An 18,781-nucleotide genomic window follows, 5' to 3' on the forward strand; every position below is an offset into this window, starting at 1 on the left:
GAGTGTAGACGCTGCGGTTACTCGTCTCCCGGCGCCAGCAACAGATTCGGTGCCAAACGCTGATAACCGTCCTGGGCCAGGCGCATGTCGAGCATCAGGCTGCACAAGTCTGCCGACAGCGCTTCGGCGTCCGCATCGTTCTCCAGATAGAGCAACTTCAGATAGCTGTTGCAACCGGGGCAGACTTCGGCACGCAACGGCGCCTGGTTGGCGGCATGGCGATCGTCGTCAAGGCTGAGGTATTCCAGGCCCTTGCTCTGCTCGCAATACACGCACTTGACCCGCACCACATGCCACTCGCAGGCGCACAACGAACAGACCAGGTAACGCAAGCCGTTGTGCCTGCCGCGATGGCGGATGACCCCGGCCATGGCCGGCGAGCCACAGGCCGGGCACTGGCTGAGGCCGTCGCCGGGAGTCAGCGCCAGGTTCGGCGTACTCAACAGCCAGTGGCTCCACGCCGTTTGCAGCGCCGCACCGAGGAACGGCACCAGCGCCGCCGGCACCAGCGAATACTGGCCGCTGAGCAACGCCACCGCCCAGGCGCGGTGTTGCCCGGCAGCGGCCAGGCGCAAGGATTGCACGGCGTCGGCCACAGCAGAGGGTGCCGGTGCGCCATAGCGCTGCAGCAAGGCATCGAGGTAAAGCTGCCAATCGTCTTCGCGCGCCAGGCTGTCGGCTGCGAACGGCGCCAAGCCGTGTTGCTGGCACAACTCGATGCGTTGCCGGTCGAGGGGCTCACCGAGTGGCGGGTCGTCCAGCACCTGTTGCTGCACCCGGCACAATCCGGCAATCAGGTGCAGGTAATCGGCCAGCGGGTGCCCCACGGCCAGCGTTTCCAGGCGCTGGGCGCGCAGGCTGAACAGGTTGGGCGGGGGCATGTACAGAAACGGCGGCGAACTGGCCGCCGCTTCGATTTCTCCGGGTTCGAGGATGGTTGGCAAAGGTCAGCCCTTTTTGGTGATCGGTCGCGCGGGAGCTTCGTCACGGCTCTCATCTTGAGTCACTTGGCGATACCAGAGTTCGTGGTGCTTCTTCGCCCAGCCGCGGCTGACCCGGCCGTGCAACATGGCGCTGACCGAGCCTTTGATCCAGATCCCGGCGTAGATGTGCACGATGATGCTCAGGATCAGCACAAAAGCGGCCAACGCATGCAGCAACATCGCCCAGCGGATCGTGGTGATGCCGAACCAGTCGCTGAAGTACGCACGCCAGATCACCAGGCCGCTCAACAGCAGCACCAGCATGCACAGCAGTAAAGTCCAGAACAGCAGCTTCTGCCCGGGGTTGTATTTGCCTATGGGCGGCACGCCCTCCTCCTTGTTCAGCATCACCCGGTCGATGCGCTTGAGCCACAGGCGGTCATTGGCGATGAATTGGTTGGCGCGCCAGAAGCGCAACACCAGGCCGAGGAACAGCACGAACATCAGCACGCCCATGAACGGGTGGAGGATGCGTGTCCAGGGTCCGCCGCCGAACAGGTTGCTCAGCCAGAACAGTGCCGGGTGGAACAGCGCCAGCCCGGACAACCCGGCCATGAAGAACAGGATCGCCACCAGCCAGTGATTGGTGCGCTGGTTGCTGGTGTAGCGCAGGATCGTCTTGTTGCTCATGGCCTGCCCTCCCCACGGGGATCGAAGGTGTGCACCGACGGATCGACTTCGTGCACGGCGTTGTCCGGCGGCGCTGGATGTTCATCCTCTTCGACGATTTGCGGGCCGACGCGCACGTAGTGGAAGAACCCGGCCAGCACCGCTACGCCCATGGCCAGCAGCGCCAACGGCTTGCTCATGCCTTTCCACAGCCCTACCAGCGGACTGATCGCCGGGTGATCGGGCAAACCGGCGTACAACCGTGGCGTATCGGCATGGTGCAACACGTACATCACGTGGGTGCCGCCGACGCCTTCGGGGTCATACAGGCCGGCGTTTTCAAAGCCGCGGCTCTTGAGGTCGACGATACGCTCGGCCGCGTGTTCCTTCATGTCGTCCTTGGAGCCGAACACGATGGCACCGGTCGGGCAGGTTTTCACGCAGGCCGGTTCCAGCCCCACCGCCACCCGGTCCGAGCACAAGGTGCATTTGTAGGCCTTGTGATCCTTCTGCGAGATCCGTGGAATGTTGAACGGGCAGCCGGTGATGCAGTAGCCGCAGCCGATGCAATGGTCCTGGTTGAAATCGACGATGCCGTTGGCGTGCTTGATGATCGCGCCGGGGCTGGGGCACGCCGCCAGGCAACCGGGCTCGGCGCAGTGCATGCAGCCATCCTTGCGGATCAGCCATTCCAGGTTGCCGGCGTCGGTCTCGTGCTCGGTGAAGCGCATCAGCGTCCAGGTTTCTGCGGTGAGGTCCTGCGGGTTGTCGTAGGTGCCATGGTTGTGGCCGACTTCGTCGCGCAACTCGTTCCATTCCGAGCAGGCGACCTGGCAAGCCTTGCAGCCGATGCATTTGGTGGTGTCGATCAGCTTGGCGACTTCCTCCAGCTGGCGTACCGAGGACGGGACGGTGGTGGTGGCCGAACGGGCGATGATGTCTTGGCTGGCCATTTAGACTTTCTCCACGTTGACCAGGAATGACTTGGATTCCGGGGTCTGGGTGTTGCCATCGCCGAGGAACGGCACCAGGGTGTTGGTCAGGTAACCGTGCCGCGTGAGCCCGGTGAACCCCCAGTGCAGCGGAATGCCGATCTGGTGCACCACCTGATTGTTGACCTGCAGCGGACGTATCCGCTTGGTCACCACGGCCACCGCTTCAATGAAGCCGCGCTTGCTGCTGACCCGCACCCGGTCGCCGGCGACGATGCCTTTTTCCTTGGCCAGCACTTCGCCGATTTCCACGAACTGCTCGGGCTGGGCAATCGCGTTGAGCTTGCAATGCTTGCTCCAGAAGTGGAAATGCTCGGTCAGCCGGTAACTGGTGGCGGCGTACGGGTAATCCTTGGCCACGCCGAGGGAATCCCAGACCGAATCGAAGATCCGCGCCGCCGGGTTGCTGGTGGCTTTCTTGTTTTGCGGGTGCAGAGGGTTGATGCCGATCGGTGTCTCGAACGGCTCGTAGTGCTCGGGGAACGGGCCTTCGTTCATCTTGTCGACGGCGAAGAATCGCGCCACGCCCTCAGGGTTCATGATGAACGGGTTCATCCCCGCTTCCGGCGGCACGTCGGCCTTGTAGTCCGGCACATCGGTGCCGGCCCAGGCCTTGCCGTTCCACCACACCAAGCGCTTTTTCGGATCCCACGGCTTGCCTTGCAAATCCGCCGAGGCACGGTTGTAGAGAATCCGCCGGTTGGCCGGCCAGGCCCAGGCCCAGCCCTGATGCTGGTGCATGCCGTACGGGTCGCTGTTGTCGCGGCGGGCCATCTGGTTGCCCAGTTCGGTCCAGCTGCCACAGAAAATCCAGCAGCCGGACGCGGTGCTGCCGTCATCCTTGAGCTGGCCAAACCCGGCCAGTTGCGAATTGCCCTTGATCGCCGCGCCCGTGGCGTCGGTGAAGTCCGTGGTGGCGTAGCCGTTGATTTCCTTCGCCAGCTCCTCGGGCGAAGGTTCATCCGGGATCTTGTACGGCCACGACAGTTTGAGCAGCGGATCGGGGTACTTGCCGCCTTGTGCCTGATAGCGCTGGCGCAGGCGCACGAACAGCTCGCTCATAATGCGGATGTCGGTCTGCGCTTGCCCCGGCCCGTCGGCGCCCTTCCAGTGCCATTGCAGCCAGCGACTGCTGTTGACCAGCGAGCCGTCCTCCTCGGCAAAGCAGGTGGTGGGCAGGCGAATGACTTCGGTCTGGATGTCGGCACTCTTGACATCGTTGTACGGCCCGACATTGCGCCAGAATTCCGAAGTTTCGGTGGCCAGCGGGTCCATCACCACCAGCCACTTCAGTTTGGCCAGTGCCGCGGTCACGCGGTTTTTGTCCGGCAACGCGGCAATCGGGTTGAAGCCCTGGCACATGTAGCCGTTGACCTTGCCCTGGCCCATCAGGTCGAACACCTTGAGGATGTCGTATTGGGGAATGTCCAGTTTCGGCAGGTAGTCGTAGGCCCAGTTGTTTTCGGCCGTGGCGTTGGCGCCATACCAGGCTTTCATCAGGCTGACGTGGAACTTGCCGTAGTTCTGCCAGTAGGACAGTTGCCCCGGGCGCAAGGGTTTCTGCGTGCGCTTGACGATATAGGCGTTGTAATCCTGCTCGGCATCGCCGGGTAGCGTGAGGTATCCCGGCAGTGAGTTGGACAACAGCCCCAGGTCCGTCAGCCCCTGGATGTTGGAATGCCCGCGCAAGGCATTCACGCCCCCGCCCGGCATGCCGACGTTGCCCAGCAGCAATTGCACCATCGCCGCGCTGCGGATCATCTGCGCGCCAATCGAGTGTTGGGTCCAGCCCAGCGCATAGAGGATGGTCATGGTCTTGCCCGGTTGCGAGCAAGTGGCGATTTCCTCCCATATCTTCTGCATGGCGTCGACCGGCATGCCACAGATCTGGCTCGCCAGCTCTTTGCTGTAGCGGCTGTAATGCTGCTTCATCAACTGATAGACACAGCGTGGGTCCTGCAGGGTCGGATCGACCTTGGCAAAGCCATCCTCGCCCAGTTCATAACCCCAGCCGGACTTGTCGGTGTACAGGCGCTTGGCCGCGTCGTAGCCGCTGAAGATCCCGTCCTCGAAGCCATAGCCGGTCTTGACGATGAACGACACGTCGGTGTAGTTGCGCACGTACTCGTGCTGGATCTTGTCCTCGGTCAACAGGTAATTGATCAGCCCGCCCATGAAGGCGATGTCGGTGCCGGTACGGATCGGCGCGTAGTAGTCGGCCACCGAGGCGGTCCGGGTAAAACGCGGATCGACCACGATCAGCCGCGCCTTGTTGTGCGCCTTGGCTTCGGTCACCCATTTGAAGCCGCAGGGGTGCGCTTCCGCTGCGTTGCCGCCCATCACCAGAACCAGATTCGCGTTGGCGATATCGGTCCAGGTATTGGTCATGGCACCACGGCCGTACGTCGGGGCAAGACTTGCCACCGTCGGGCCGTGTCAGACACGCGCCTGGTTATCGAACCCGAGCATGCCGAGACTGCGCACCACCTTGTGGGTGATATAGCCGGCTTCATTGGAGGCCGCCGATGCGGCGAGGAAACCGGTGGTCAGCCAGCGGTTCACCGTTTGGCCCTGGGCGTTCTTCTCGATGAAGTTGGCGTCGCGGTCGGCCTTCATCAGGTCGGCGACGCGATCGAGCGCTTCATCCCAGGAGATGCGGGTCCACTCGCTGCTGCCCGGCTTGCGCACCTGCGGGTATTGCAGGCGGCCTGGGCTGTGTATGAAGTCCAGCAGGCCTGCGCCTTTGGGGCAAAGGGTGCCGCGGTTGACCGGGTGATCGGCGTCGCCTTCGATATGAATGATGTTTTGCGCGACATTCTTCGCCGTATCGCCCTGGCTGTACATGATCAAGCCGCACCCGACCGAGCAATACGGGCAGGTGTTGCGGGTTTCATGGGTGTGGGCGAGCTTGAAATGACGCACCTGTTCGGCAAAGGCTGGCGTCGGGGCCATGCCCAACGCGCCCAGGCTAGAGCCTGCAAGGCCGATACCGGCGACCTTGAAGAACTGACGACGGCTGAGATCCATCGTGCACTCCTGATCAGGTGGCGCCCGGTACATGGCCGGGCTTTTTCGAACAAACACGGTCGCGGCAGACTGGCTGCCGACACTACAAACTGTAGCCAATGCTGTCGAATTCACCATGACAGCCGACCGTCGGGCCCCAATCCTGCAGCACACACAAAACCTGTGGGAGCGGGCTTGCCCGCGAAAGCGTAGTGTCAGCCAACACTCGTGCTGGATCTGCCGACCTCTTCGCGGGCAAGCCCGCTCCCACAGGGAAAGTGTTTACCGCCATCGCGAGCAAGCTCGCTCCTACAGGGGGTTGGCGATTATCATGGCGCCATAACCAACCTGCCGTTACGAGACCCCGCATGACTTTCGATTTTGATCAGGTGTTCGACCGCCACGACACCGGCAGTACCAAGTGGAGCCGCTACCCGGCCGACGTCTTGCCGATGTGGGTCGCCGACATGGATTTCGCCGCGCCACCGGTGATCATCCAGGCCCTGCAAAAGCGCCTGGAACACCCTATGGTCGGTTACAGCGTGGCCCAGGACAACCTGCGCGAGGCGATCGTCGCCGACCTCTGGAACAAATACGCCTGGCGCGTCGAGCCCCAGGAGCTGATCTTCCTGCCGGGCGTCGAGTCGGGTTTCAACATGGCCTTGAAGGCCCTGGTGCAGCCGCAGCAGAACGTCGTCGTGCAGGTTCCGAACTACCCGCCGCTGCGCCACGCACCCGGGCATTGGGGCCTGAACAAGGTCGAGCTGAGTTTCGATGCGCAGGCCGATGGCACCTACACCACGCCGCTGGACGCCTTGAGCCAGTCACTGCAAGGCGGTGGCGCCCTGTTGCTGAGCAATCCGCACAACCCGTTGGGCAAGGCCTTCCCGCGTGCGGAACTGCAGGCCATTGCCGAGATTTGCCTTGAGCACGATGCCTGGATCATTTCCGACGAGATCCACGCCGAGTTGTGCTTCGATGGCCGCACGCACATTCCGATGGCCACCCTGAGCCCGCAGATCGCGCAGCGCACCATCACGCTGATGTCGGCGAGCAAGGCCTACAACATCGCCGGCCTGAAAACTTCGTTCATGATCATCCAGGACCGCCACCTGCGCGAGAAGGTCAACCACGCCCGGTGCGGCATGGTCGACAGCGTCAACCCGCTGGGCATGGAAGCCACCCGTGTCGCCTACAGCGAAGCGGCGCCATGGCTGGCCGCGCTGAAGGTCTACCTGCAGGGCAATCGCGATTTCCTCGCCGAAGCCGTGCGCACCCGTCTGCCGGGCATCACCATGAACCTGCCGCAAAGCACCTACCTGGCATGGCTCGACTGCACGGCGCTGGGGCTGGACGACCCGCAGCAGTTCTTCCTGGAACAGGCCCGAGTCGGCTTGAGCGCCGGCCTGGACTTCGGCGATGACTGCAAGCAGTTCGTGCGCCTGAATTTCGGCTGCCCGCGGTCGCTGCTGGAAGAAGGCATTGCACGGATGGAGCGCAGTTTGCGCCAACTGTAGGAGCGAGCTTGCTCCGGGCGGCGTTCCGACGATGGTGTGTCAGCGGAGAGAGTGTCGACTGACACTCCATCGCGAGCGAGCTCGCTCCTACAAACACCGGGTAATCAGGTCCACCGCGTCACTTCATCGCCAGGGCAATGATTTCCACCAGATTGAGCTGGGTAAAGGGTTTCGACAAACGCGGCAGGTGGGTGGCAAAGCCTTCCAGCCGCTCGGCATAACCGGTGGCGAGGATGATCGGCACGTTCGGTCGGATGCCCCTCAGGGCATTGGCCAGTTGCGCGCCATTCATCTGCGGCATGGCCATGTCGGTGATGACCAGGTCGATATCCGGTTCACTTGCAAACAACTCCAGCGCCGTCGCACCGCTGGCCGCACTGATTACCCGGTGGCCAAGGTCCTCGAGCAACAGGCTGGTGCTGGTCAACACCAGGCTGTCATCGTCCACCACCAGCACGCACAGGCGAGGCACCGTTACGGCCAGCGCCTTGGCGACCGGCTGGACGGCCGAACCGCTGGCGGCGACCGGCAACCAGAGTTCGGCGGTCGTGCCCTGGCCCTTGCGGCTCTTGAGGATGAAGCGCCCACCCAATTGCTCGATAAAGCCGTGGACCATCGACAACCCCAGGCCCGTGCCTTTGCCCACGCCCTTGGTGGTAAAGAACGGGTCCATCGCCGAGGCCAGCGTGGTTTCGTCCATGCCCTCGCCCGTATCGGCAACACTCAGGCAGACATAACGCCCCGCCGCCAGGGATGAGCTGGTGCTGTCCGTCACTTCATTGGTTCTGGCACTGAAGATGATGGTCCCGCCGCCGGGCATGGCATCACGGGCATTGGTCGCCAGGTTCAGGACCGCCAGCTCCAGCTGGTTGAGGTCGGCCATCACGGGTTCGAGCCCCTCGGGAAAACACGTTTCGATTTTCACCGAAGGCCCCAGGGAGCTGCGCAACAGCCCGGAAATGCCCTCCACCAATGCCGGTATCCGCACCGGTTCCGACTTGAGTTCCTGGCGTCGGGCAAACGCCAGCATGCGCTGGGTCAGGGACACGCCGCGCAAGGCACCCTGGGTGGCATTGTCGATCAAACGGGTTACTTTGGGATCGTCCGTCACCCGCTTGCGCAGGATTTCCAGATTGCCGAGGATCACCGTCAGCAGGTTGTTGAAGTCGTGAGCAATGCCGCCACTGAGCTGACCGATGGCCTGCATTTTCTGCGCCTGGAACAAGGCCTCCCGGGTTTGCTCCAGCGCCTGCTGCGCTTGCGTGACTTCGGTGATATCGCGGGTAATCTTGGCGAAACCGAGCAAGGTGCCGGTATCGCCCCGGATCGGGTCGACAATGACGTGGGCAAGGAACCGCGTACCGTCCTTGCGCATCCGCCAGCCCTTGTTTTCAAAGCGTCCTTCACGAACGGCGATGTCCAGCGTCCGTTGTGGCTCGCGGGCTTCGCGATCCTCCGGGGTATAGAACATCGAAAAATGCTGGCCAATCACTTCTTCGGGCAAGTAACCCTTGATGCGCTGGGCGCCAGGGTTCCAGTTGCTCACGCGGCCGTCCGGCGAAAGCATATAGATCGCATAGTCCGTGACGCTCTGCACCAGCAGGCGGAACTGCTGCTCGCTTTGCTTGAGGGTTTCCTCGGCCATTTTGCGATCGGTCAGGTCCCGGGTGATCTTGGCGAAACCCAGCAACGTACCCGACGGGTCGAGGATCGGGTCGATGACCACATGGGACCAGAAATGCGTACCGTCCTTGCGTACTCGCCAGCCTTCGCCTTCAAAGCGCCCTTCGCGAATCGCCGTGTCCAGTGCCCGCTGGGGCAAGCCGGCACGGCGATCTTCATCGGTATAGAAACGCGAGAAATGCTGGCCGAGAATCTCCGCTTCCTCATAGCCCTTGAAGCGCCTGGCGCCGGCATTCCAGCTGGTGATGATGCCGTCGGGATCAATCATGTAGATCGCATAGTCGATCACCGCATCGATCAATAGCCGAAAGCGACCGTCTTCGATGGCACTGACCCTGGTTCGATCTTCGCTCATTGATCCCACCGCCTCATTGACTCTCTGGAGTATGCGTCATAACGGGATTTTGGAAAGTCCACCAACGCGGCAGCAACTGCTTGACCTTGCTCTCGGCAAAACGGTCGTCGATCAGCATCACCACCCCTTGATCCTGTTGCGTGCGGATGACCCGCCCAGCGGCCTGCACCACTTTCTGTACGCCGGGAAACAGATAGGTGTAGTCGTAACCGGCGCCAAAAATCGCGGCCATGCGCCGCTTCAGTTGCTCGTTCACCGGATTGAGCTGCGCCAGCCCCAGTGTGGCGATGAATGCACCGATCAACCGGGCACCGGGCAAATCGATGCCTTCGCCAAAGGCTCCGCCCAGAACCGCGAAGCCGACACCCTGGCCGTCGGCGTGGAATTGATCGAGAAACTGCTGACGCTGCGCTTCGCCCATGCCTCGGGACTGCGACCACAGACTGATGTGCGGATGTTTCTCGGCGAGTAACTGCGCCACTTGCTGCAAGTAATCGAAACTGCTGAAAAACGCCAGGTAATTGCCGGGGCGCGTGCCGAACTGTCTGGCGATCAAATCCACAATAGGTTCGAGGGAGGACTGGCGATGTACGAACCGCGTGGAGATCTGGCTGACGATGTGCACTTGCAATTGATCGGCATGGAACGGCGACTCGACGTCGATGCACACCGTGTCCGCCGGTGTACCCAGCAAATCGGCGTAATAGTGCCGGGGGTTGAGGGTCGCGGAAAACAGCACCGTGCTGCGCGCAGCCGTCAGGCGCGGGCGGATGAACCCGGCGGGCACCACATTGCGCAGGCACAACTGCGAGAGATTGCGCTTGCGCTCAAGGTCGCGCTTGCTGATGTCGAACAGGAAATTTTCGTCGAAAAGCTCGGCCACCCGGCCAAAATGCAACATATCGAAGTAAAAGCCCTGCAGCGTGCTGTCCAGACCTTGCGGGTGATCGTTCAGGTAGTCACCGATGCTGGCGCTGCACGATGACAGTGCCTGAAGGAGCTTTTCCGGCGCCTTGTCGTAAGCCTGGTAGGCGCCGGTTTGCGCGTTATGCAGGGCGTTCCACTCGCGGTTGACTCTCTGCATCGGTTTTTTCAGCACGTCGGGTGCGGTTTTGCGCACACCGTTGAAGGTCGCCTGGTCTAGGCTGGCGCTGTACATCTGCCGGCCGCGTTCCACCAGGTTATGGGCTTCGTCGACCAGTACCGCGACCTTCCAGTTGTTGGCCTGGGCCAGACCGAACAGCAGCGCGCTGAAATCGAAGTAATAGTTGTAGTCGGCAACCACCACGTCGGCCCAGCGCGCCATTTCCTGGCTCAGGTAATACGGACAGACATCGTGGGCCAGGGCAACCTCGCGCAAGGCGCTCTGGTTCAACAGGCTCAGTTGACTGGCCGCCTGCCGTGCAGCAGGCAGGCGATCGTAGAAGCCCCGGGCCAGTGGGCAGGACTCACCGTGGCAGGCTTTGTCCGGGTGTTCGCAGGCCTTGTCCCGGGCGATCATCTCCAGCACCCGCAACGGCGGCGCATCGGTGCTGGCCAGAATCACCTGCGCGGCGTCCAGGGCCAGCTTGCGTCCCGGGGTTTTCGCCGTGAGGAAGAACACTTTGTCCAGTTGCTGCGGCGCCAGCGCCTTGAGCATGGGAAACAGGGTGCCCAGGGTCTTGCCAATGCCAGTGGGCGCCTGGGCCATCAGGCAGCGCCCCGTACTGACAGCCTTGAACACCGACTCGGCGAGGTGGCGCTGCCCCGGCCGAAAACCGGCGTGGGGAAACGCCAGATGCTGCGCCGCGAGATTGCGCCCGTCGCGATGGGCGACTTCCTGCTGCGCCCATTGGAGGAAACGCGCGCAGTGCTGCTCGAAGAACTGTTGCAGCTGCGCAGCCTCGAAGGGCTCGACCAGGCAGGTTTCCTTTTCGCTGACGATGTCGAAATACACCAGCGCCAGGTTGATCCGGGGCAGATCCAGTTTGCGGCACATCAACCAGCCGTAGATTTTCGCCTGGGCCCAATGCAATTGACGGTGGTTGGCCGGTTGCTTGCTCAGGTCACCGCGGTAGGTCTTGACCTCTTCCAGGCAGTTTTGCCCTGGGTCATAGCCATCCGCCCTGCCCTTGACCGTCAATGATTGATACTGGCCTTCAAGGGCGACTTCGCTTTGATAGCCTTCGCTGCGCCGCGATGCCACCGTACGGTGCCCGACGATGCCTTCCAGCGCCGTGGGCGACGGTGTAAAGCGCAGATCGAGGTCGCCGGCCTTGGCGGTGAACTCACACAGCGCCCGCACCGCAATGCTGTAGCTCAAGCGCCCTGCTCCGCCCATTGCACGTAGCACACGGCAATCGGCATCTGGTGCTCATGACAGAATTCCAGCCAGCGCAACTGGTTGTCCTGCAGGCGATCGCCCGGGCCTTTGACTTCGATCATGCGGTAGGTCTTTTGCTGCGGCCAGAACTGGATCAGGTCCGGCATGCCGGCGCGATTGGCCTTGATGTCCAGCAGCAGGCGGTTGAACCAGTGCCTGAGGTGCTCGGCCGGCAGGCAATCCAGGGCCTGCTCCAGCAGCTCTTCGTCGAGCACGCTCCAGAATACGAACGGCGACTGCACGCCCCACTTGGCGGCATAACGTTCGCGGATGGTCTGCTTATAGCGCCCGTCGTCGAGTTCGGCCAGGCAGGCCTGAAACAGTTCGGCCCGGCGTTCATGGAAGTCTTCGCTGAGCAAGTCCACCGGCCCGCGCTGGAACGGGTGAAAAAAAGCACCCGGCAAAGGCGCGAAAATCGCCGGCCAACACAGCAGGCCAAACAGCGAATTGACCAGGCTGTTTTCGACGTAGTGCACCGGTGCCGACGCTTGGGTCAAATGCGCCTGAACGTGAAATTCCACTGCTAACGCCGGGTCTGTCCTGGGCAATTGCAGGTCCAGACGCTGCATTTGCCGAGGCGCTGCCCGTTTGATCGGCGGCCCGCCGAGCTTGCGCCGCAGGCGTGGCAGCACACGGAGCAACTGCTGGTGTTCGGCGGCACTTTCCGGAGCCTGTTCGGCCTGTGTGGCCAGATCCAGCGCCAACGCAAACTCGCCACTGCGCTCCAGCACACGAATCAGCCGCGAGCGCGCGCCCGGATAAGCACATTCGCGATAGAGGTCCAGGGCCATGGCGAAATCCGCGATGCGTTCGCAATGCTGGCCTATCTGGAACAGCAGCTTGCCGCGCCGCCGTTGCAACCACGGATTGTCCAGCACCAGCTCCTTGATACGCTCGACCACCTCTTCCAGCCCTTGCCCGGCCTCGAATTGTTGCTGGTACCCGTGCAGCAGGACACAGGCATCCACGTCTTCCCGGTTGCGCAAGCCGCGGGACTCGGCACAGAACTCGACTTTTTCGTAGGTATAAATGCCGAGGTCGGCCAACACGAATTCCGACCAGTCCTGGTACAGGTTGCCGAAGAACATCAGGCGCAGGCGGTCGCACAGCGCCATGATGGTCAGGCTGAACAGACGCTCATCCAGCCACGGGCACCAGTCGTTCAAGCTTTGCGCCTGAGGAAACTGCTCGCTCAGCGTCGGCAGCCAATCGACTTTCTTGCCTTTGGGTTGATCGATGACAGTGGCGAAGGTCTGGAGGACTTCCGCCTTGAGCAGCACCTCGAACAATTCGTCGATGGTGATGGGCATATGCTCGTCGGCCCAACCCAGTTCGAGCAGCGGGCCGGCGGCTGTGCCGATATCGCCGATTTCGTCGTAATGCAGCTTGCTCGCCCTGAAATGCACGCCTTTGCGCATCACCATCCTGACCAGCAGTGCCTGCGACTCGCGGGGCAAGCGCTTAAACTCATCAATGAAGCACTGCTCTTCGACGCTCAGCACATCGCTGAAGCGCTGCTCAAGCCAATCAAGCACTTGCATGAAGTTGTTCAAGTAATAGAACGGATCGTCGAGGGGATTTGCAGTCACGGGGAAATGGGCCATGGCGAGCGAGTACTGGTTATGCGTACAGATACCAGTTCCCCCCTGCCCGGTGCAATCGGAAAAGGATAGATGGCGGCGCTGTACGGAATATTTCCCGGGCGGCAGAACTTTCTGCCCCCCAGGCGGCACCAACTGCCATGGAGGTGCAGTGGCAGCCTTGAGCGGATGGCGCTGCTTCGAAACGTACGGGAGGTGATCATGAACATCAAGACTTTGGGCTTGCCCCTGGCGGCAGCGGCCCTGCTGATGCTGGCCGGCTGCTCGACGCCAACGGTGGTGACGCTGCAGAACGGCACCCAGTACCTGACCAAGGACATGCCGAAGACCAGAACCCGGGACGGGTTCTTCGAGTTCGAGGACATTTCGGGAAAGATGGTGAAAGTCAGGGCCGATGAAGTGGCAACGATTCGTGAGCAAGACTGACGTTTCTCCCGGCACGATGTGGCAGGTTTCGAGCACTGCTTTACACTCGATAGACCCCGTGCGACCGAATGACTGTGCAACGCTTGGATACCGGCGTTGCAATACGGGCATCACGCAAAGACTCAGGTGACGCCGAAATGAAAATGGTCATGCCACTTCTGGTCTCTGTGCTCGCCGTCAGCGCGTGCGTGACGGCGAGCCTGTGTGACGCCGCCACAAAGGCCAAGGCCAAGCCAAAGCCCTTGCCAACGTACAAAACCAGTTTCGATTGCGCCAACCCCCAGGCATCCGCCGAAAAACTTGTCTGTCACGACGCCCAACTGGCGCGCATGGACCTGGAACTCAATCGTCTTTATCTCCTGGCGCTCACCGACGAGCATTCAGTGCCGCGCCCGAATAAAGTCGAGATCGATCAGCGGTTCTGGATTGAGTCCCGTAACCAGTGTGATGGCGGGACTCAAGCCAAGGCGTGCGTCATCCGAAGTTATGCCGAGCGTGCGTTCCAGTTGCGCCAGGGCTCGGCCATTGCCAGAACCAAAGACCCAAGCAGGCTCACGGAGGGCCCGGTGGCCTATCGTTGCGCAGGGTTTAACGCCTTGGTTGCCGCGACCTTCTTTACCGTTGAACCTGGCGTCGTGTTCCTGAAATGGGCCAACACCTCCATCACCCTGAACCAGGTGCCGAGTCATTCAGGAACCCAGTACACGGGCAGGGATTACAAAGGCAACTACAGCTTCTGGCAAATCGACAACGACGTGTTTTTGCAGATACCCGGCTCAGGCCAGATGAGTTGCGCAGCCGAGCCGGTCGGCTGAGGAAGATGGCATCGGGACGTCCTGTCCCGATGGCCGCTCAATGCTTCAACTGCCGGTGCGGATCTTGTTCCAGACCCGGGTACGCACCCGGTCGATGTTCAGTGGCATGGCTTCCAGCGCAAACAGCTTGCCCATCATTTCAGGACTTGGGTAAACCTTGGTGTCGTTCTTGATCGCCGGGTCGATCAGGCTGTCGGCCTGCTCGTTGCCATTGGCGTAGTGCACGTAGTTGCTGACGCTGGCCATGACGTCCGGGCGCAGCAGGTAGTCCATGAAGGCGTAGCCGGCCTTGTCGTCCGGAGCGTCGGCCGGCATCGCGACCATATCGAACCAGATCGCAGCGCCTTCCTTGGGAATCGAGTAGCCGATGTCGATGCCATTGTTGGCTTCCCTGGCACGGTTCTCCGCTTGCAGGATGTCGCCGGAGAAACCGACCGCGACGCAGATATCGCCATTGGCCAGGTCACTGGTGTACTTGGACGAGTGGAAATAGCTGACATAGGGCCGCACTTTCATCAGCAGGGCTTCGGCCTTCTTGTAGTCTTCCGGGTTCTTGCTGTGATGCGGCAACCCGAGGTAGTTCAACGCGGCCGGCAGCAGTTCAGGGCCGTTGTCGAGGATGGCCACGCCGCACTTCTGCAACTTCTGCATGTTCTCGGGCTTGAAGATCAGGTCCCAGGAATCCACCGGGGCGTTGTCGCCCAGCACCGCCTTGACCTTGGCAATGTTGTAGCCGATGCCGGTGCTGCCCCACAGGTACGGGAAGCCGTGCTCGTTGCCCGGATCGTTGGTCTGCAACGCCTTGAGCAATACCGGGTTGAGGTTCTTCCAGTTCGGCAACTGACTCTTGTCGAGCTTCTTCAGTGCGCCGCCTTCAATCTGCCGGGCCATGAAGTGGTTGGACGGAAACACCACGTCGTAACCGGATTTGCCGGTCATCAGCTTGCCATCGAGGGTTTCGTTGCTGTCGTAGACGTCGTAGGTGAAGCCGATGCCGGTTTCTTTCTGGAAGTTTTTCGTGGTGTCTGGCGCGATGTAATCCGACCAGTTATAGATTTTGACGGTTTCGGCGGCCTGGCCGATTGATGCGACCAGCATCAGCGGGGCCAGCGTCAGGGTCTTTCGGATCATGAGTCGATTCCTGTAGGGGTTGTTGTTATTGGCAGGCAATCAAAAGATCAGCTTTCAAACTTCAAAAGCATTCAAAAAATCAAAACGTAGGTCTTGCGCACGGTTTCCTGGATGTCCCAGATACCGAGGCTGTTGGCCGGCAACATCAGTGCGTCGCCAGCTTCAATGTGCAGCGGTTCACCGCCGTCCGGGGTGAAGGTGCAGCGGCCCTGAATGAAGTGGCAGAACTCCTGGGCGACGATCTGCCGCCGCCAGCGCCCGGGCGTGCACTCCCAGACACCGGTCTCGACACCGTCGTCGCGTTCGACGCTGGTGGTCGACGCCACAGCCACGGGAGTGCCCAGGGGCACGGCGACCGGATTGGACTCTTGCAGTTTCAGGGTTGCGGTGTTCTTGAATTGCGTGATGCTCATGGGAATACCTGTCGATGTAGCCTGTAGATGAAGAGCGTGCCGTTCAGTGCATGAAACCTTCCATGAAACCGGCAACCCCGCTGGCCAGCTTGCGCCGCCAGGGCGCGGTAGCCGGGTTGGCCAGGGTCTGGTCCTCATGGACAAAGCTGCGGATGATTGCGTTGTAGCCGAGCCAGCGGATGGGCTCCGGCTCCCAGGCCCTGAGCGCATCGAGGCCTCGCTGGGGGATGACCCATGGCTGGCGGACCAGATCGGTGTCGCGGCCCAGGATCAGGTCGGCCAGCGTCCGCCCGCCCAGGTTGCTGGCGCCGACGCCCTCGCCGCCATAGCCGCCCGACAAGGCAATGCCGTTGGCCCGGTCGCAGAGCATGTGTGGCTGGAAGTGCCGGGACATGCCCAGGTTGCCGCCCCAGGAATGGGTGATCTGTACGTTCTTCAACTGCGGGAACAACTCGCCGAACAGATAGCGCCGCAGCTCCTTTTCGTCCGTGGTCAGGTCGAAGTCGTGGCGTAGCTTGCCAGCAAACTGATAGCCGCCCCGGGCGCCAAAGATCAAACGGTTGTCGGCGGTACGCTGCCCGTAGGTGACCTGACGACTGGCCTCGCTGAACGCCTGGCCGCGGCTCAGGCCGATTTCGTCCCAGGTGGCCGCCGACAATGGCTCGGTCGCGACAATCAGGCTCTGCACCGGCATCTGATAACGCCCCAATGGCGGCAAGGTGACGGAGTAGCCTTCTACCGCCGGCACAATCCACCGGCTGCGCACCGAGGCTTTCGCCGTGCGCAGGCTGCCGGACTGCCAATGGGTGACCGGGCTGTTTTCGTAGATGTTCACCCCCAGGCGCTCCACCGCCCGGGCCAACCCGCGTACCAGCCTGGCCGGGTGGATGGTCGCAACATGCGGCGCGTAGATACCGCCGTAGGGTTTGGCGACGCGGATCTGTTGTGCCAGTTGTTCCGGACTCAGCCAGCGATAGTGGCTGTCGTCGAGGCCCTGGCGGTGGAGATCGTCCAGGTAGCGGCGAAGGCTGGCCTCTTGCTCCGGATAGCGCGCCGCGCAATACAGCACCCCGCCTTTACGGTAGTCGCAGTCGATCCCCTCGCGTTCGAGGACAACCTCCACTTCATCCGGAATGCTGTGCAACAAAGCGTAGGAAGCGCGGCGCTCTTCGGCCGGCAGACCGGCGAGCAGGCGATCTTCACCCAGCAAATTGCCCATCAGCCAGCCGCCATTGCGCCCCGACGCGCCGAAACCGGCGGTTTGCGCTTCGACAATCGCAATGTTCAGGTCGGGTTTCTGCCGCTTGAGGTAGTAGGCGGTCCAGAGACCGGTGTAGCCCGCGCCGATGATCGCCACGTCCACATCCAGGTCCCGCTCCAGCGCCGGACGCGCCAATAGCGGCTCGTCGAGCTGGTCCATCCACAAACTGATAGTGCGCCACGCCGGCATGCAAGACTCCGCCACTCAAACTTCGATGGCGTCGATCCTAGTGCGTGGTCTCAGGCGCTGTCTTGCGCGCGTGCACGCAAAGAAATTTGTTTGACGTAGGCCTTGGGCGACAGGCCGGTGTGCTGGCGGAAACAGCTGTAGAACGCCGACAGCGAATTGAAACCGGCAGCGAAGGCCAGTTCATCGATTCGCAGTGGCGGTGTGGCGGCATCCAGCGCTGCGAGCAGATGTTGCAGGCGCGCCTGGTTGACGTAGCGGTAGAAGCTCTGGCCGAGCACCTGATTGAGCAGATAGGAAATCTGATTGCGGCTGTACCCGCACTCTTTCGCCACCCGTTGCAGGTCGAGCTCCGGGTCGAGGTACGGCTGTTGGCGCTGGAAATACTGCTGCAGGTCATCGGCCATGAAGCTCAACTGGCGAGGCGACAGGCCGAGTCGGCTGACCGCCGGGCGCTGATTGCCGGAAGTCTTGCTGCCAGGTTGTTCGTGCACCAGCGAAGCATATTCATTGACCCGCCAGATCAACCCGTCCCTGACGGTGATCGCCTCGCTGGCGCGGAACGACACCAGCCCTTCACCACCGCGCAAGGTGATGCGGTACTGAATGAACGCGGTGTTGCCGTCCAGGCGAATGCGGTCGGAATGCTCCAGGGCTTCATCCGGGTCCCGGGGCATGCTGCTGCGCACGTATTCGCGCAATTCGGCCAGGCCCATGACCCGGTTCTGGAAAAAGTCGTTGTACTGGACGTCGGGGTGATAGAGCGCCATGACGCCATCCAGATCCCGGTGCTTCCAGCGCAAGTGATAGCGCATGACCGTCTCGCCCGTGGCCTGGGTCTGCAACGGGCCATCATCCTCGGCGTGCATTGAAAATCTCGACGGGAAAAAACCGAGCTTGCCCAACTTCCGCTTTGTCTTCAACGACTAAACCGATTATGGCGGGTACCCGGAAGTTGCCGATAAGAATGACCTGAATCAAAACAATGGCAGCAATCGCCAAACGACCTGAAAAATCCACATTTTTTTCACATCCGGGTGCTACTTTTAAGAACTGTCACTGGTTGAACCAATGAAGGTTCATCCCTCCTACCATGAGCTAAGGGAAGCGCTCGAAAATGAAGGCGGGCAACACATGAATAGTGGGTTCAGTAAAGTCACGTTTCCAAACGCCTGCCAGCTGATGCGCTGGCATTTTCATCCCATGGGTTTCGAGGCGAGCATGGACGCGCCGGGCAGCATGATTGCCCGTCTTTTTGACCGTGCCACTGGCGAGACCATGATCGCCATTGCCGGTATTCCTTGCGCCACCGTCATGAATGCCGCGGATGTTGAACGAATAATCGAAGCTGTAGAGGATGAGCTTGAAACCTTCACCCCGCCGCAGGCCCTCAGGAGTTATGCCTGAAGGCTGAACGCCCACAAAAAACCCACATCAGGTG

The 18,781-nt window shown here is 61.5% G+C and carries 15 protein-coding genes; 4 read left to right on the forward strand and 11 right to left on the reverse strand.

All coding sequences use genetic code 11. The features are described 5' to 3' along the window. Positions 1-17: 17 nt before the first annotated feature. From fdhE to fdnG, 4 genes are read right to left on the reverse strand one after another with little or no spacing between them, the layout of a single operon-like run. Positions 18-944, reverse strand: a complete 927-nt coding sequence (gene fdhE / locus ACLD1X_RS14540) for a formate dehydrogenase accessory protein FdhE (protein WP_429368695.1) — start codon at positions 942-944, stop codon at positions 18-20. Positions 945-947: 3 nt separating this feature from the next. Next, on the reverse strand, positions 948-1,613 hold the full coding sequence (locus ACLD1X_RS14545) for a formate dehydrogenase subunit gamma (protein WP_429368697.1): 666 nt from the start codon (positions 1,611-1,613) through the stop codon (positions 948-950). Continuing rightward, positions 1,610-2,545 (reverse strand): formate dehydrogenase subunit beta, encoded by a 936-nt coding sequence (fdxH, locus tag ACLD1X_RS14550; RefSeq protein WP_429368699.1) that lies wholly within the window; start codon positions 2,543-2,545, stop codon positions 1,610-1,612. Before fdxH ends, ACLD1X_RS14545 begins: the two co-directional genes overlap by 4 nt. Further along, positions 2,546-5,611 (reverse strand): formate dehydrogenase-N subunit alpha, encoded by a 3,066-nt coding sequence (fdnG, locus tag ACLD1X_RS14555; RefSeq protein ID WP_429368701.1) that lies wholly within the window; start codon positions 5,609-5,611, stop codon positions 2,546-2,548. A 347-nt stretch (positions 5,612-5,958) separates the two neighbouring features. Here fdnG and ACLD1X_RS14560 point away from each other — a divergent pair, with 347 nt between their 5' ends. After that, positions 5,959-7,107, forward strand: coding sequence for a MalY/PatB family protein (locus tag ACLD1X_RS14560; protein WP_429368703.1), 1,149 nt, complete (start codon positions 5,959-5,961; stop codon positions 7,105-7,107). Positions 7,108-7,225: 118 nt separating this feature from the next. Here the strand turns inward: ACLD1X_RS14560 and ACLD1X_RS14565 are convergent, their stop codons facing one another. Genes ACLD1X_RS14565 through ACLD1X_RS14575 form a run of 3 tightly spaced genes read right to left on the reverse strand, consistent with a single transcriptional unit; the run spans position 7,226 to position 13,111 of the window. Next, positions 7,226-9,145, reverse strand: a complete 1,920-nt coding sequence (locus ACLD1X_RS14565) for a PAS domain S-box protein (RefSeq protein WP_429368705.1) — start codon at positions 9,143-9,145, stop codon at positions 7,226-7,228. Positions 9,146-9,158: 13 nt separating this feature from the next. Beyond that, the gene (locus ACLD1X_RS14570; RefSeq protein WP_429368707.1) at positions 9,159-11,447 is read right to left on the reverse strand and encodes an ATP-dependent DNA helicase; all 2,289 of its coding nucleotides are present in this window, start codon (positions 11,445-11,447) and stop codon (positions 9,159-9,161) included. Then, positions 11,444-13,111, reverse strand: a complete 1,668-nt coding sequence (locus ACLD1X_RS14575) for a VRR-NUC domain-containing protein (RefSeq protein ID WP_429368709.1) — start codon at positions 13,109-13,111, stop codon at positions 11,444-11,446. The genes ACLD1X_RS14570 and ACLD1X_RS14575 overlap by 4 nt, the downstream gene beginning before the upstream one ends. Before the next feature lie 198 nt (positions 13,112-13,309). Here ACLD1X_RS14575 and ACLD1X_RS14580 point away from each other — a divergent pair, with 198 nt between their 5' ends. Both ACLD1X_RS14580 and ACLD1X_RS14585 read left to right on the forward strand, forming a co-directional pair. Further along, on the forward strand, positions 13,310-13,534 hold the full coding sequence (locus ACLD1X_RS14580; protein WP_429368711.1) for a YgdI/YgdR family lipoprotein: 225 nt from the start codon (positions 13,310-13,312) through the stop codon (positions 13,532-13,534). Between the two features lie 137 nt (positions 13,535-13,671). Beyond that, positions 13,672-14,349 carry an MliC family protein gene (locus tag ACLD1X_RS14585; protein ID WP_429368810.1) on the forward strand — a complete coding sequence of 226 codons (678 nt, stop codon included), beginning with the start codon at positions 13,672-13,674 and terminating at the stop codon, positions 14,347-14,349. Positions 14,350-14,394: 45 nt separating this feature from the next. Here ACLD1X_RS14585 and ACLD1X_RS14590 read toward each other — a convergent pair whose 3' ends face one another. From ACLD1X_RS14590 to ACLD1X_RS14605, 4 genes are all read right to left on the reverse strand, one after another. Next, positions 14,395-15,480, reverse strand: a complete 1,086-nt coding sequence (locus ACLD1X_RS14590) for a polyamine ABC transporter substrate-binding protein (protein WP_429368713.1) — start codon at positions 15,478-15,480, stop codon at positions 14,395-14,397. Positions 15,481-15,551: 71 nt separating this feature from the next. Then, complete coding sequence (locus ACLD1X_RS14595) at positions 15,552-15,893, reverse strand: cupin domain-containing protein (RefSeq protein ID WP_429368715.1); 342 nt, start codon at positions 15,891-15,893, stop codon at positions 15,552-15,554. Between the two features lie 43 nt (positions 15,894-15,936). Beyond that, positions 15,937-17,343 (reverse strand): NAD(P)/FAD-dependent oxidoreductase, encoded by a 1,407-nt coding sequence (locus ACLD1X_RS14600; RefSeq protein ID WP_429368717.1) that lies wholly within the window; start codon positions 17,341-17,343, stop codon positions 15,937-15,939. Positions 17,344-17,393: 50 nt separating this feature from the next. Beyond that, entirely contained in the window at positions 17,394-18,209 is an 816-nt protein-coding gene (locus tag ACLD1X_RS14605) for a helix-turn-helix domain-containing protein (RefSeq protein ID WP_429368719.1), read from the reverse strand. Between the two features lie 265 nt (positions 18,210-18,474). On the opposite strand from ACLD1X_RS14605, the gene ACLD1X_RS14610 reads away from it, so the two are divergent. Continuing rightward, positions 18,475-18,747 carry a DUF1652 domain-containing protein gene (locus tag ACLD1X_RS14610; protein ID WP_429368812.1) on the forward strand — a complete coding sequence of 91 codons (273 nt, stop codon included), beginning with the start codon at positions 18,475-18,477 and terminating at the stop codon, positions 18,745-18,747. Positions 18,748-18,781: the final 34 nt, after the last annotated feature.

Source organism: Pseudomonas sp. 18173, assembly GCF_050432945.1.
GTDB lineage: Bacteria > Pseudomonadota > Gammaproteobacteria > Pseudomonadales > Pseudomonadaceae > Aquipseudomonas.